The following is a 14,732-nucleotide window of genomic DNA, read 5'->3' as shown; positions in this document are numbered from 1 at the left end:
TCCCGAAGCCTCGCTACGAATAGGAATCACAATGGCAGACATCAAGATCAGCCCGGATGAGATTCGCGACGCGCTGAAGGACTTCGTCTCGTCGTACGACCCTTCGAAGGCCTCCACCACCGAGGTCGGCCACGTCACGGACGCAGCCGACGGCATCGCCCATGTCCAGGGGCTCCCCGGCGTCATGGCCAACGAGCTCATCCGCTTCGCGGACGGCACGCAGGGTCTCGCTCAGAACCTCGACGAAGACGAGATCGGCGCCATCGTCCTCGGCGAGTTCTCCGGCATCGAAGAGGGCATGGAGGTCACCCGCACGGGTGAGGTCCTCTCCGTCCCCGTCGGCGACGGCTACCTGGGTCGCGTCGTCGACCCGCTGGGCGCACCCATCGACGGTCTCGGCGACATCGCCACCGAGGGTCGTCGTGCCCTCGAACTCCAGGCCCCCGGTGTCATGCAGCGCAAGTCGGTCCACGAGCCCATGCAGACCGGGATCAAGGCGATCGACGCCATGATCCCCGTCGGTCGTGGGCAGCGCCAGCTCATCATCGGCGACCGCCAGACCGGCAAGACGGCCATCGCGATCGACACGATCATCAACCAGAAGGCCAACTGGGAGTCCGGCGACGAGAACAAGCAGGTCCGCTGCATCTACGTCGCCATCGGCCAGAAGGGCTCCACGATCGCCTCGGTCAAGGGTGCCCTCGAAGAGGCCGGAGCCATGGAGTACACGACGATCGTCGCCGCTCCCGCCTCGGACCCCGCCGGCTTCAAGTACCTCGCTCCGTACACCGGGTCTGCCATCGGTCAGCACTGGATGTACAGCGGTAAGCACGTCCTCATCATCTTCGACGACCTGTCGAAGCAGGCCGAGGCCTACCGTGCCGTCTCGCTCCTCCTTCGTCGTCCGCCGGGACGCGAGGCCTACCCGGGTGACGTCTTCTACCTGCACTCGCGTCTGCTCGAGCGTTGCGCGAAGCTGTCCGACGAGCTGGGCGCCGGCTCGATGACGGGTCTGCCCATCATCGAGACCAAGGCCAACGACGTCTCGGCGTACATCCCGACCAACGTGATCTCCATCACCGACGGCCAGATCTTCCTGCAGTCCGACCTCTTCAACGCGAACCAGCGTCCCGCGGTCGACGTCGGCATCTCGGTGTCGCGCGTCGGCGGTGACGCCCAGGTCAAGTCGATCAAGAAGGTCTCCGGCACGCTCAAGCTCGAACTGGCCCAGTACCGCTCGCTTGAAGCGTTCGCGATGTTCGCGTCCGACCTCGACGCCGCGAGCCGTCGTCAGCTCGCACGTGGTGCACGTCTCACCGAGCTCCTCAAGCAGCCGCAGTACTCGCCCTACCCGGTCGAGGACCAGGTCGTCTCGATCTGGGCCGGCACCAACGGCAAGCTCGACGAGGTCCCCGTGCCCGATATCCTGCGTTTCGAGCGCGAGTTGCTCGACTACATGGGTCGGAACACGTCGGTGTTGTCCGATCTCAGGGAGAAGAACGTGCTGTCGGACGACATCGTCGCGGCTCTCGAGAGCGGCATTGACTCGTTCAAGCAAGAATTCCAGACCGGTGAGGGCAAGCCTCTCGCTTCGGTGGGACGTGAAGAGTTCGAGGCCACCGACGCCGACGACGTCAACCAGGAGAAGATCGTCAAGACGAAGCGCTGACGCGCCCGTTCGACGTTCACGACTGACGAGACAACAGGAGAGTAATGGGAGCCCAACTCCGGATCTACCGGCAGAGGATCCGCTCTGCGCAGACGACCAAGAAGGTCACTCGCGCGATGGAGCTCATCTCGGCCTCGCGCATCCAGAAGGCGCAGGCCCGGATGAAAGCCTCCGGGCCGTACTCGCGAGCCATCACCCGCGCGGTGTCGGCCGTGGCGACGTTCTCGGACGTCGACCACGTGCTGACCACCGAGCCCGAGACGGTCGAGCGTGCCGCGATCGTCGTGTTCACGTCGGACCGCGGCCTCAACGGTGCATTCAGCTCGAACACGCTGAAAGAGAGCGAGCAGCTCGCGCAGCTGCTGCGGAGCCAGGGCAAAGAGGTCGTCTACTACCTCGTGGGTCGCAAGGCCCAGGGGTACTTCGCCTTCCGACGTCGTGACGCCGAGCAGGTGTGGACGGGCAACACGGACCAGCCCGAGTTCGTCACGGCGAAAGAGATCGGCGACGCCGTCGTCTCCAAGTTCCTCACCGAGGCGGCCGAGGGCGGCGTGGACGAGATCCACATCGTCTACAACCGTTTCGTGAACATGGTCAGCCAGGTTCCCGAGGTCGTCCGTCTGCTTCCCCTCGAGGTCGTCGAGGGCATCGAAGAGCCCGGAGAGGACGAGGTCCTGCCGCTGTACGACTTCGAACCCGATCCGACCGAGGTCCTCGACGCCCTGTTGCCGGTCTACATCGAGAGCCGCATCTTCAACGCCATGCTGCAGTCGGCCGCCTCCGAGCACGCCGCCCGTCAGAAGGCCATGAAGGCTGCCAGCGACAACGCCGACACCCTCATCCGCGACTTCACCCGTCTGGCCAACAACGCGCGTCAGGCCGAGATCACGCAGCAGATCTCCGAGATCGTGGGCGGCGCAGACGCCCTCGGGTCGGCCAAGTAGAGCTCTGCACCACAGCATCATCATCCGAAGAGAGAGAAGCCATGACTGACACCGCAACCGCACCGGTCGCGACCGAGTCGGCTCCCGGCGTCGGGCGCATCGCCCGGGTCACGGGCCCCGTCGTCGACATCGAGTTCCCGCACGATGCCATCCCCGGCGTCTACAACGCGCTGACCACGAAGATCACCATCGGTGACACGACCACGCAGATCACGCTCGAGGTCGCCCAGCACCTCGGTGACGACCTCGTCCGTGCCATCGCCCTCAAGCCCACCGACGGCATCGTCCGTGGGCAGGAGGTCATCGACACCGGCGCGCCCATCTCGGTGCCCGTCGGCGACGTCACCAAGGGCAAGGTCTTCAGCGTCACGGGCGAGATCCTCAACCTCGAGGGTGACGAGACGGTCGAGATCACCGAGCGCTGGCCCATCCACCGCAAGCCCCCGAAGTTCGACCAGCTCGAGTCCAAGACCCAGCTGTTCGAGACGGGCATCAAGTCCATCGACCTCCTCACGCCTTACGTGCAGGGCGGCAAGATCGGTCTCTTCGGTGGTGCGGGTGTCGGCAAGACCGTCCTCATCCAGGAGATGATCCAGCGTGTCGCGCAGGACCACGGTGGTGTGTCGGTCTTCGCCGGCGTCGGTGAGCGTACCCGCGAGGGCAACGACCTCATCGCCGAGATGGACGAAGCGGGCGTGTTCGACAAGACCGCGTTGGTCTTCGGCCAGATGGACGAGCCGCCGGGAACCCGTCTCCGCGTCGCGCTGTCGGCCCTCACGATGGCCGAGTACTTCCGCGACGTGCAGAAGCAGGACGTGCTCCTCTTCATCGACAACATCTTCCGCTTCACGCAGGCCGGTTCCGAGGTCTCGACCCTTCTGGGTCGCATGCCCTCGGCGGTGGGTTACCAGCCCAACCTGGCCGACGAGATGGGTGTCCTCCAAGAGCGCATCACCTCGACGCGCGGTCACTCGATCACCTCGCTGCAGGCGATCTACGTGCCTGCCGACGACTACACCGACCCGGCTCCCGCGACGACGTTCGCGCACCTCGACGCGACCACCGAGTTGTCGCGTGAGATCGCGTCGCAGGGTCTCTACCCCGCGATCGACCCGCTGACGTCGACCAGCCGCATCCTCGACCCGCGTTACCTGGGCCAGGCGCACTACGACACGGCGATCCGGGTCAAGGCCATCCTGCAGAAGAACAAGGAGCTGCAAGAGATCATCGCCATCCTCGGTGTCGACGAGCTCTCCGAAGAGGACAAGATCACGGTGTCGCGTGCGCGCCGCATCCAGCAGTTCCTCTCGCAGAACACCTACATGGCCAAGAAGTTCACCGGTGTCGAGGGCTCGACCGTCCCGCTGAAGGACACCATCGAGTCCTTCACCGCGATCGCCGACGGCGAATTCGACCACGTGGCCACGCAGGCATTCTTCAACGTCGGCTCCATCTCGGACGTCGAAGAGAAGTGGGCTCAGATCCAGAAGGAGAACGGCTGATCGTGGCTGCTCTCACTGTCAGCGTCGTCTCGGCCGACCACGAAGTGTGGTCGGGCGAGGCGTCGTCGATCGTCGCTCGCACCGCCGAGGGTGAGATCGGAATCCTTCCCGGTCACGAGCCGATCCTCGCCATCCTGGCCTCGGGTCAGGTCAGGGTCCGGTTGTCCGACGGCACCACCGTCGAGGCGACTGCCGACGACGGTTTCCTGTCCGTCGAGAACGACACCGTGACGGTCGTCGCGCGCAACGCACAGCTCAACTGAGCTCCGCCCGTCTGCACCACCGAACGACATGCTGTTCCTGCTGCCCCCGTCCGAGACCAAACTCGACGGGGGCAGCGTCGGTTCGCGGCTCGATGTGACGGCACTGTCGTTCGACGAGCTCGACGGCCCTCGCCGCGCCTCCTTGGCCTTGCTCGACGAGATGTCGGCCGACGTCGCGGCGGCCGCCGCCGCACTCAAACTCGGTCCCACGCAGGCTCACGAGGTCGAGCGCAACCGGCTCGTGACCGTGTCGCCCACGATGCCCGCTCTGTCGCGCTACACGGGGGTCCTCTTCGACCCTCTCGGTGTGGCAGGCATGAGTGCCGACGCGTGGACGTGGGCTCACCGGCACGTACTCGTGCATTCGGCCTTGTTCGGCTTGCTCCGGGCTGGCGACGAGATCCCCGCCTACCGGCTCTCACACGACTCGAGGGTTCCCCGGACGTCGTTGAAGAAACTCTGGCGAGGGCCGGTGTCCGCGGTCCTGGCAAGCGTCGGCGAACTCGTCGTCGACCTGCGATCCGAGGGATACGTCGGTCTGGGGCCGGCGGGGACGAGGTCGACGTACGTCCGTGTCGTCTCGGATGCGGGCGACCGACGCCGAGCCCTCAACCACTTCAACAAGAAGAGCAAGGGGTTGTTCGTTCGCGCCCTCCTGGCCGATCGTCCGGACCTGGCCGACCTCGGCGACCTGACGGAGTGGGCCCGCGGTCGAGGGTTCGTGCTCGAACCCGGAGACGAGAGCGTGCTCGTGGCGGAGTCGGTCCTGCAGGCGTCCGTCTGATCGCCGGGCGGGCGGCGACCCTTCAGATCTGTCTCAGTCCAGGGGCACGGGACCCTCTCGGAACGCGACGCCCTCGTGGCGGAGGAGCCACTTCTTCGTCTCGACCCCTGTGCCCACGGTGTAGCCGGTGACGCCGCCCGTCCGGCCCAGGACACGGTGGCACGGGACGAGCAGGGGGAGCGGATTCGCCGCCACCGCTCCACCGACGGCTCGCCCGGCCCGAGGATTGCCGAAGGTCCCGCCGAGTCGTCCATAGGTCGTGGCCCGTCCCCACTCGACCTCGAGCAGCGCAGACCAGACCGAGCGCTGGAAGCTCGAACCGACCAGGCGGAGCGGAAGATCGAAGCGCGTGCGCACTCCTTCGAAGTAGCCGTCGACCTGACGTCGGGCTGCATCGAGCAGGTTGTCGGGCCGCTCGGGTTGACCGTCGTGAGGCAGGACGCCCTCACGCTCGATCGCGAGGCCCTCGACGGCGAAGTGCCGACTGACGATCTCGATTCGTCCCACGGGGGAGTCGAGTCGGACGAGCCCCGGCGGTTCGTCGTCGTCGGCACGGCCGGGTGGCAGCGGGGGTACGAGGACGAGGTCGGTCATGGCGTCACGTTAGGGCGGCCGCCCGGTCGGGACGCCGGAGAACGGGCCGGGTGTGAACCGACGGCTGCCGCACCCGGCGTGGGGAGGAGACGTGCGGTGGTGCAGCCTGGGCGCGGGTGTGGACGCGGCACCCGAACGGACCGGTCACCGGGCGCTAGCGTGGAGGTCGTGGTCGCCGAACCGCGCCAGAGCCCCCGGTGAGAGGAACGAGATGCCCACCGAACAGTCACCAGGATCGTGGCACCGAGTCGGCTCGATCGACGACACGGTCGTCGGTCGCCCGGCCCGCCCCTCGGGCGTCGACGAGACGGACGCGGACGACACGGTCCTCCGGGTCTCCCCGCCGGCACGGCCGCCGACGAGCGGGGAGCCGAACCCGTCGGGCCGACCCACCCCGCGCCTCCACGGGGTGAGGGTCGCCGGGCAGGACCTGTCGCTCGACGTGCCCGTCATCGTGGGGCGTCGCCCGACCGGGCCGCGCGTGGGCTCTGGACCCCTGCCACGGTTGGTGACCGTGCCGTCTCCGCGACACGAGGTCTCGGGGGCGCACGTCGACGTGCGCCAGCAAGGGGGCACCGTCGTCGTCACCGACCTGCGTTCGACGAACGGGACCCGGGTGATCGAGCCCGGACGCGTTCCCGTCGTTCTCCGGCAAGGCGAGTCGCTCGTCGCCCGTGCAGGCACGATAGTGGACGTAGGTGACGGGAACCTTCTCGAGATCCTGCCTCCCCAGCGCATCATCCCGACGAAAGAACCCCTCCTGTGACAGAGCTCGGCCGCCCCACGACCGCCCACGCCCTCGGCCTCGACGGCCCGGGGCTCACCTTCGACTGGGCGGGGGTGACCGACGTGGGTCGTCGCCGAGCGCACAACGAGGACAGCTACCTCGCAGAGGCGCCGCTGTTCGTCGTGGCCGACGGCATGGGTGGGCACAGCGCGGGTGACGTGGCGAGCGACGCGGTCGTGCGCCGCATGAGCGAGATCGCGTCACGCCCGTTCGCCACCACGGACGACGTCGAGACGGCCCTCCGCGTGGCCACGGAGGACATCGCGGTGGCGGCGGCCGACACCGAGCTCGGGGTCGGCACGACGGCCACCGGGGCGTTCCTCTCACGAGAGGGAGAAGGCGCCGAGGTCGACTTCACGGTCTTCAACGTGGGCGACTCCCGCGTGTACATGTTCGAGGACGGCCGTCTCCGCCAGGTGACCGTCGACCATTCCGTCGTCCAGGAGATGGTCGACGCGGGGCTCCTGCACGCGGACGACGCCGAGAAGCACCCCGACAGCAACGTGATCACCCGGGCGGTCGGGTTCGACGTCGACCCGCGTCCGGATTACTGGAGGGTGCCCGCCCGACCCGGCCTGCGCCTCCTCGTCTGCTCGGACGGCCTGACCAAAGAACTGTCCGCCGGGCGGATCGCCGAGCTCCTCGGCGGCGTCGACGGTGCCGAGCCGGCGGCGACGGCCCTCGTCGAGGCCGCCGTCGAGGCGGGTGGACGCGACAACGTCACGGCCGTCGTCGTGGACGTCCGGAGCGCCGAGACGACGGACGCCGAGTAGGCGCGACACGCGGACACGGACGGCCCCGCCCCCGAAATGGGGGGACCGGGTCCGTCCACAGGGGGGCCCACGGGCCTCTCGGGCGTCGGGGACCCCCACGTAGAATGGCTGCGGTCGGACCGACGCCGACCTGTTCCGCCCAGCCGACCCGGCATCGATTCCCAGAGGAGGCGACGTGGCTCGACGACTGCCTTCGGCGCCCCCCGTCCTGCCGGGATTCTCGCATGTGCGCGTGCTCGGGTCGGGCGGCTTCGCCGACGTGTTCCTCTACGAACAGAACATGCCGCGCCGGCAGGTCGCGGTGAAGGTCATGCTCAGCGAGGTCGTGAACGACCAGGTCCGCCAGATGTTCCAGGCCGAGGCGAACCTCATGGCCCAGCTGAGTGCCCACCCGTCGATCCTCACGGTGTTCCAGGCCAGCGTCTCGGCCGACGGCCGTCCGTACCTGGTGATGGAACTCTGCTCGTCGTCGTTGAGCGAGCGGTACCGGCGCGACCGCATCCCCGTCGCCGACGTGCTGCGCATCGGCGTCAAGATCGGCAGCGCGGTCGAGACGGCCCACCGGCAGGGCGTCCTGCACCGCGACCTGAAACCGTCGAACATCCTCATGACGGCCTACGGACACCCCGTGCTGTCCGACTTCGGCATCGCCGCGTCCCTCAGCGAGAGCGAGCCGCAGGAGGTCGTCGGCATGTCGATCCCGTGGTCGGCCCCCGAGGTGCTGCTCGACGAGACCAACGGCACCATCGAGTCCGAGGTGTGGTCCCTCGGGGCGACGGTGTACTCGCTGCTCGCGGGCCGGAGCCCCTTCGAGGTCCTCGGCGGCGACAAGAACGGCGCGTCCGACCTGATCGGTCGCATCGACAAGGCCAAGCTCGTGCCGACCGGACGGACGGACGTCCCTCCCACCCTCGAGCGACTGCTCGCGAGGTCCATGTCGCGGCGCCCCGAGAACCGCCAGGCCAGCGTCCTCGAGTTCGTGCGCGAGCTCCAGCAGGTCGAGAGCGAGATCGGCGTCGCGCAGACCCCCATCGAGGTGGCGGTCGACGACTGGGCCCTGGCGACCGTGGCCGACCTCGAGGACAAGACGCGCCTCCGGGGTGTGACCCCCGTGCAGGCCTCGCGGCGTCGCCGCCGGCGCCGGGCGACCGAGGCCCAGGTCCAGGCGCAGCACGGCGGTTCGCTCCAGCAGAGCCGCGCCGTGCCTCGCAGCACGGGTACACGTCCGACGCGGCGTCGGTCGCTGCTCGTCGTGACGTGGGCCCTCGTGGCGGCGTCGGTGGTGGGGATCGGTCTCGCAGCCGCCGCGACGCTGGTGCTCGTCCGCTCGACGTCGACCGACATCCCCCGGGTGGCCGACGTCGCGTCGTCGAGCGACGGCTCCTCGGTGGTCTTCACCTGGAGCGACCCGGGGCTCCGGGCAGGTGACACCTACGTCATCTCGACCGGGGGGCAGACGAGCCAGCAATCCGCCGACCGGTTCGTCGCCACCCCTGCCGACCCGGGTGACGAGGTCTGCATCACCGTCTCCGTGAGCCGCGGTGGTTCGACCGGCCCGGAGAGCAACGAGAACTGCGCGACGGCGGGTCAGGGCTGATGGGGCGGCTGCTCGACTGGGCCTCCCGTCGTCGATCCGCCGTCGTCACCGGGGTCGGAGTGGTCGTGGTGGCCACGCTCGTGACGACCGTCGCCGTGGCCAGCGGTGGCTACGAGGCCCAGCGCGTCGACCTCTCCGACGGAACGGTCTGGGTCGCCAACGGAGAACGCGCCGCGATCGGTCGGGCGAACACCGACGTCCTGCAGCTCAACTCCGCCGTGCGCGGCACCGGTGCCGACCTCTCGGTCGTCCAACGCGAGCAGGACGTCCTGCTCGTGGATCGCAGCAACGCCACGGTCGGTGTCGTCGACACCGCCACGGCCGAGGTGGCCGAGAGCGTCCCGCTCCCGCCCGAATCGCCCGACGTGTCGATCGCCGGGGACCGTGTGCTCGTCGTGTCACAGGGCACGGGGGAGGTCTGGAGCCAACCGCTCTCGGACCTGGCGTCCTTCAGCAACGAGGTCGACCCCGATCTCAGCCTCGGCAAGGGACTGGTCACCGACGTCACGCCCGACGGCCGTGTGGTCGCCTACTCGTCCGACACCGGCAGGGTGTCGATCTTCGACGGAACGGTGTCACCCGACGTCGCCGAGACGCACGACGTGCCCGCCTCGTCGTCCTCCGGGTACCAGGTGGCCTCGGTCGGCGGTCATTGGGCCGTGCTCGATGCCGTCACGGGGGAACTGGTCGTCGACGGACGGCAGGTCGACCTGTCCGACCGGGCCTCGGGCGGGCTCGCTCTGCAGACGGGGTCCGACACGGGCGACGAGGTCCTGGTCGCGACGTCCACCGGCCTCTTGTCCGTGTCGATCGACTCCTCACGGGTCGCCGAGGTCGTCGGCGGACGCGAGGGCAAGCCCGCGCGACCCGTCGTCGTCGGCGACTGCCGCTTCGGCGCCTGGGCGGGCGGGTCGGCGTGGAGCGACTGTGCGTCGGCCCGCGGGGGAGTCCTCGACCTCGACCAGGTCACCGGAGGGGCGAGCCTCGTCTTCGACGTCAACGCGCGCCGGGTCGTGCTCAACGATCCGGCGTCGGGTCGGTCCTGGGCGGTCCAGCGTTCCGGCGAGCTCATCGACAACTGGTCGGACCTCTTCCAAGAGGACCGCGACCAAGAAGAGCAACAGGAGAACGACGACCAGCAACCGCCCGAGCTGGATCTCGACCAGAAACCACCGGTCGCCGTGGACGACGCGTTCGGCGCACGACCCGGTCGAGCGAGCACCCTGCCCGTGCTGCTCAACGACTACGACCCGAACGGCGACCCGCTCGTGATCGACGACGTGTCCGCACTCGACGATGCCGTCGGCCGGATCGACCTCGTCAACGACCGACAACAGGTGCTCCTCACCCTCACCGACTCGGCTTCCGGCACGTTCTCGTTCGACTACACCATCTCCGACGGACGTGGCGGTCAGGCCAGCGCGACGGTCGCCCTCACCGTGCGCCAACCGTCGGAGAACTCGCCGCCGCAGCAGGCGCGCAGGACGTCGGCGTCGGTGTCGTCGTCGGGCCGGGTCACCACCTCGGTGCTCGGCGACTGGATCGACCCCGACGGTGATGCCTTCTACCTGACCTCGGCAGGAGGGGCGGCGGGGCTCTCGTACAAGCCCTCGGGGGACGTCGTCTACCAGGACGCCGGTGCGGGCGACACGACCGTCGACGTCCCCCTGACGGTCTCGGACGGCCGTGACGAGGGGCGAGGATCGCTCGCGATCACCGTGATGGGGGCAGGGCAGGTGCCCCTCGAAGCCCTGCCCTTCTCGCAGCAGGCCTATGCGGGCCAGCAGCTGACCGTGCGGCCGCTGACCTACGCTCGAGGCGGCACGGGCACCGTCAAGCTGAACAGCGTCCCGGCGAAGGCCGACGTCACCGTCACGCCGAACTACGAACAGGGCACGTTCCGGTTCCTCAGCGACGTGCCCGGGACCCACCTGCTCGAGTACACCGTGACGGACGGCGACCAGACGGCGACCGGCACGGTCAGGGTGGACGTCCAATCCCCTCCGGACGCGGGCACACCGCCCGTCACGACGCCCAAGACGATCTTCGTCGAGACGTTGGGCACGCAGACGCTCGACGTCGTCGCGACCGATCGTGACCCGGCCAACAACGTCCTCATGCTCACGGCGACCGATGCCGTGCCCGCCGCGTCCGGGGTCAGGGTCGAGACCCTCGATCAGCGCTACGCCCGCATCACGCTCGCGGCCCCGCTCGACGACGGGCCGGTCACCTTCGGCTACACCGTCAGCAACGGCCTCGCCTCCGCGACCGGCACCGTGACGGTGGTCGAGATCCCGCGCCGGGCGATCACCCAGCCGCCGATCGCGACCGACGACCAGGTGACCGTCCGGGTGGGGGACTCCATCGACATCGACGTCCTCGCCAACGACGAGCAGCCCGACGGCGACGAGTTGACGCTGGTGCCGCGACTCGAGAGGGACGTCCCGGCCGGCAGCGGGTTGCTCTTCGCGTCGGGTAACCGTCTCCGGTACCTGGCCCCCACCACCCCGGGCAACGTCACGGCGACCTACACCGTCGAGGGCCCCGACGGGCAGCGGGCCTCGGCCCAGGTCGCCATCGCGGTCCGCGAGGTCGACGCGGGCAGCAACGCCGCCCCCGCGCCCCAGTCGGTGACGGCGCGCGTCGTCGCAGGCGAGACCGTGCGCATCGGCGTTCCGCTCGACGGCATCGATCCCGACGGCGACTCGGTCCAGCTGCTAGGGGTGGGCACGAACCCCGAGAAGGGCAGCGTGTCGACCGTCGGCACCGACTACGTCGAGTACCAGGCGAACGCCAGCTCGGCGGGCACCGACAGTTTCACCTACGCGGTCGTGGACGGCCTGGGTGCCCGGGCCACCGGCACGGTCCGCGTGGGGATCTCGACCCGCGCCGACGGATCGCGCAACCCGATCGCCGTCGCGGACGCCGTGACGATGCGACCCGGGGGTTCCATCACGGTCCGGGTGCTCGACAACGACTCCGACCCCGACGGGGGCGCCTTGTCGGTCGACGCCGTCGAGCCGAACGGCGAGGGTGTCGTCGCCAAGGTCGTGTCGGGGACGATGGTGTCGGTGACGCCCCCCGAGACCCCCGGGACGTACGGCCTCGTCTACACGGTGTCGAACGAGCGCGGCGGGCAGAGCTCGACCTTCGTCACCGTGACCGTCGATCCCGACGCACCACTGAACTACCCGCTCGCCGACGACACGGTCCTCGGACTCAGCGACATCGCCGGTCGGCAGACCGTGACGGTCAACCCCCTGACCAACGTGTTCTTCTCGGACGGCAGCACCTCGCAGCTCGACCTCGGACTTGCCCCGGGATTCGGCTCGACGGCCGAGGTGACGCCGAACTCGCGCGTGACCGTCCGCATCACCGATTCGAGCCAGATCATCCCGTTCTCGGTCTCGAGGAAGGACGACCCGGGCGTCCGCTCCTACGCGTTCATCGTCGTGCCCGGTTTCGACGACGCCCTTCCGCAGGTCGACCGGACGGTCCGTCCGATCACGGTCGAGAGCGAGAAGGCCGTCACGATCGACCTCGACCGTTACGTGATCTCCGCCGGCACCAACGGAGTCCGACTGACCGACCCCGCGACGGTCCGGGCGACGAACTCGAACGGCGACGCCCTCGTGGTCGACGACACGACCCTCCGGTTCACGTCCGCCGACCTGTTCTCGGGTACGGCCTCCATCTCGTTCCAGGTGACCGACGGTCGCTCGGCCGACGACCCGGACGGTCGGACGGCGTCGCTCGTGCTGCCCATCACGGTGACGTCGCGAGAGAACCAGCCACCCGTCTTCAACGGCACCTCGATCGACCTCGAACCGGGCCAGTCCCGCACGCTCGACCTCGCTCGGCTCACCACGTACCCCTATCCGGACGACATCGACGAGCTCCGGTACTCGGTCGAACAGGGCGGCGTCGCGGGCTTCGGCTTCGACCTGTCCGGGTCGAAGCTCACCGTCTCGGCCGAGGCCGGCACCGCGAAGGGGACGAGCAGGTCGCTCCCAGTCGCCGTCAGCGATGCCCTCAACCCGGGCCGGAGCGGTGCCGTCACCGTGTCGGTCGTGGGATCGACCCGCCCGCTCGCTCAACCGGCCCCCGATCGTGCCGTCGTCAAGCGCGGGGCCTCGACCTCGGTCGACGTGTTGCAGAACGACCAGGCGACCAATCCCTTCCCCGGGCAGGCGCTGCGGGTGGTGGCGATCCGTGGGCTGAACGGGTCGAGCGTGCCGGAAGGCGTCTCGATCACGCCGAGCGGTGACAACCGGAGTCTCGCCGTCTCGGTCGCGGCTTCCGCGGCCCCCGGCGACACGAACCTCCAGTACCAGGTCGCCGACGTCACGGACGACCCCGACCGATATGTCTGGGGCACCGTCACCATCAGCGTGCAGGACGCCCCGAACGCCCCCAATGCCCCGGTCCGAACGGGCACCTTCACGGGGGGACAGCTCACCCTGAGCTACACGGCTCCCGCGGCCAACAACTCGCCGCTGACCGGCTACCGTCTGACCGGGGCGGGTTCGGCCGGGGGCTCGTACTCAAAGGCCTGCGGGCTGGCGACGGTCTGCACCCTGACCGACCTGCCCGCGGGCCAGCGGTTCTCCTTCACGGTCGTCGCCACCAACGGCGTCGGGGACTCCGCTGCATCGGCGCCGAGTCCCGCTTACAGTGCCGACTACGTGCCCGCCGCACCCACGGGCCTGAGCGCGACTGCGGTGCCGTCGGGCCAGGGCGACACCCGGATCACGTGGACGGACTCGCCGGATCCCCGGCCGGGCTCCGCGATCCAGTCGTACGTCGTCGAATGGTCCGGGCCCACGACGGGATCCCAGACCGTTCGACGTGGGGTGCAGCAGACCGTCATCCCCGGCCTCGTCCCGAACCAGAACTACACGGTGAACGTCTTCGCGAAGAACGACGCCGACGTCGACAGCGAGGCGGCGTGGGCCCGGGCGTCCCTGACGCGGGTGGTACCCGTCGGGAGCCCCGGGGCACCCCAGGTCACGGCCACCCCCGTGAGCGGTGGCGTGCAGATCACCTGGACGCCGTCGACCGCGAACGGCGGATCGGCTCCCACGTACCGGGTGGTCCGCGTCGCCGGCTCGGACGGGCCGGTGTCCTGCGACACCCCTGGTGACCCCGTTCCGCTCGCCGGCGGGGGAGCGACGGACTCGTCCGCGGAGGACGGAGTCACCTACCTCTACGTCGTGAAGGCGGACAACGGCACCTTCTGTTCCGCGGGTTCGGGTCGGACCACGGCACTCAAGGCCCCGGGTGCTGCTCGCGCGACCGTGGCGGCGATCGAGAACGGTGGGGGACGCTTCGACGTGAGGGTCTCCGCGACCGACGTGGTGTCGGGCACGGCAGCCCGCTTCGAGTGGTCGCAGAACGGGCAGACGGGTTGGCAGCCCCTGGCCGCCGACGGCTTCGTCTCCACCGGGGGCTACGGCACCGAACTCCAGGTCTACGTCCGAGGCTGTCGAGACGCTTCCGAGACGTTCTGTGGCGCCGCGTCCGATCGTCAGGCCGCGACGCCCGTGACGGTACGGCCCGTCATCGTCTCGTGCGTCCCCGGCGAACCCCTCGTGGTCAACCCGCCGTCGAACGGTAACCTCGACTTCTCGGCGACGGTCGAGTTCAACGTGTCGCCCCTCATCCTGGACAACTGGCAGTCGGGAGACAGGAACGGCGCGTACACGACGACGTCCCGGGTCGATCCCTCGGCGACGGAGGTCCGCATCCGCGGGACGGTCGACGGCAAGACCGACAGCGGCTACGCACGGGTCACCTGCGGCTGAAGCCCATGAACGACA

At 69.2% G+C, this 14,732-nt stretch carries 10 protein-coding genes; 9 read left to right on the top strand and 1 reads right to left on the bottom strand.

Annotation, left to right across the window (positions count from 1 at the left end):
• Positions 1 to 31: 31 nt before the first annotated feature.
• From atpA to HQQ78_RS03015, 5 genes are read left to right on the top strand one after another with little or no spacing between them, the layout of a single operon-like run.
• Positions 32 to 1,669, top strand: coding sequence for a F0F1 ATP synthase subunit alpha (gene atpA / locus HQQ78_RS03035; RefSeq protein ID WP_056045891.1), 1,638 nt, complete (start codon positions 32 to 34; stop codon positions 1,667 to 1,669).
• Positions 1,670 to 1,713: 44 nt separating this feature from the next.
• On the top strand, positions 1,714 to 2,613 hold the full coding sequence (locus tag HQQ78_RS03030) for a F0F1 ATP synthase subunit gamma (protein WP_173150997.1): 900 nt from the start codon (positions 1,714 to 1,716) through the stop codon (positions 2,611 to 2,613).
• A 41-nt stretch (positions 2,614 to 2,654) separates the two neighbouring features.
• Complete coding sequence (gene atpD, locus HQQ78_RS03025) at positions 2,655 to 4,115, top strand: F0F1 ATP synthase subunit beta (protein WP_043594513.1); 1,461 nt, start codon at positions 2,655 to 2,657, stop codon at positions 4,113 to 4,115.
• 2 nt (positions 4,116 to 4,117) lie between these two features.
• Positions 4,118 to 4,378 (top strand): F0F1 ATP synthase subunit epsilon, encoded by a 261-nt coding sequence (locus HQQ78_RS03020; RefSeq protein ID WP_043594515.1) that lies wholly within the window; start codon positions 4,118 to 4,120, stop codon positions 4,376 to 4,378.
• A gap of 28 nt (positions 4,379 to 4,406) precedes the next feature.
• The gene (locus HQQ78_RS03015) at positions 4,407 to 5,162 is read left to right on the top strand and encodes a YaaA family protein (RefSeq protein ID WP_173150996.1); all 756 of its coding nucleotides are present in this window, start codon (positions 4,407 to 4,409) and stop codon (positions 5,160 to 5,162) included.
• Positions 5,163 to 5,195: 33 nt separating this feature from the next.
• Here HQQ78_RS03015 and HQQ78_RS03010 read toward each other — a convergent pair whose 3' ends face one another.
• Positions 5,196 to 5,756, bottom strand: coding sequence for a methylated-DNA--[protein]-cysteine S-methyltransferase (locus HQQ78_RS03010; RefSeq protein ID WP_173150995.1), 561 nt, complete (start codon positions 5,754 to 5,756; stop codon positions 5,196 to 5,198).
• Positions 5,757 to 5,967: 211 nt separating this feature from the next.
• Here HQQ78_RS03010 and HQQ78_RS03005 point away from each other — a divergent pair, with 211 nt between their 5' ends.
• The 4 genes from HQQ78_RS03005 (at position 5,968) to HQQ78_RS02990 (ending at position 14,717) form a co-directional block, all read left to right on the top strand.
• Positions 5,968 to 6,522 (top strand): FHA domain-containing protein, encoded by a 555-nt coding sequence (locus HQQ78_RS03005; RefSeq protein ID WP_173150994.1) that lies wholly within the window; start codon positions 5,968 to 5,970, stop codon positions 6,520 to 6,522.
• Positions 6,519 to 7,316, top strand: coding sequence for a PP2C family serine/threonine-protein phosphatase (locus HQQ78_RS03000; protein WP_123570230.1), 798 nt, complete (start codon positions 6,519 to 6,521; stop codon positions 7,314 to 7,316). Before HQQ78_RS03005 ends, HQQ78_RS03000 begins: the two co-directional genes overlap by 4 nt.
• A gap of 232 nt (positions 7,317 to 7,548) precedes the next feature.
• On the top strand, positions 7,549 to 8,913 hold the full coding sequence (locus HQQ78_RS02995) for a serine/threonine-protein kinase (RefSeq protein WP_267658642.1): 1,365 nt from the start codon (positions 7,549 to 7,551) through the stop codon (positions 8,911 to 8,913).
• Complete coding sequence (locus HQQ78_RS02990) at positions 8,913 to 14,717, top strand: Ig-like domain-containing protein (protein ID WP_173150993.1); 5,805 nt, start codon at positions 8,913 to 8,915, stop codon at positions 14,715 to 14,717. The genes HQQ78_RS02995 and HQQ78_RS02990 overlap by 1 nt, the downstream gene beginning before the upstream one ends.
• Positions 14,718 to 14,732 lie beyond the last annotated feature (15 nt).

Origin of the sequence: Frigoribacterium sp. VKM Ac-2859, assembly GCF_013204925.1 — a bacterium.
In the GTDB taxonomy this organism is placed as follows: Bacteria; Actinomycetota; Actinomycetes; order Actinomycetales; family Microbacteriaceae; genus Frigoribacterium.
The sequence above is the reverse complement of the archived record's forward strand: the minus strand, read 5'-3'. Positions and strand labels throughout refer to the sequence as shown.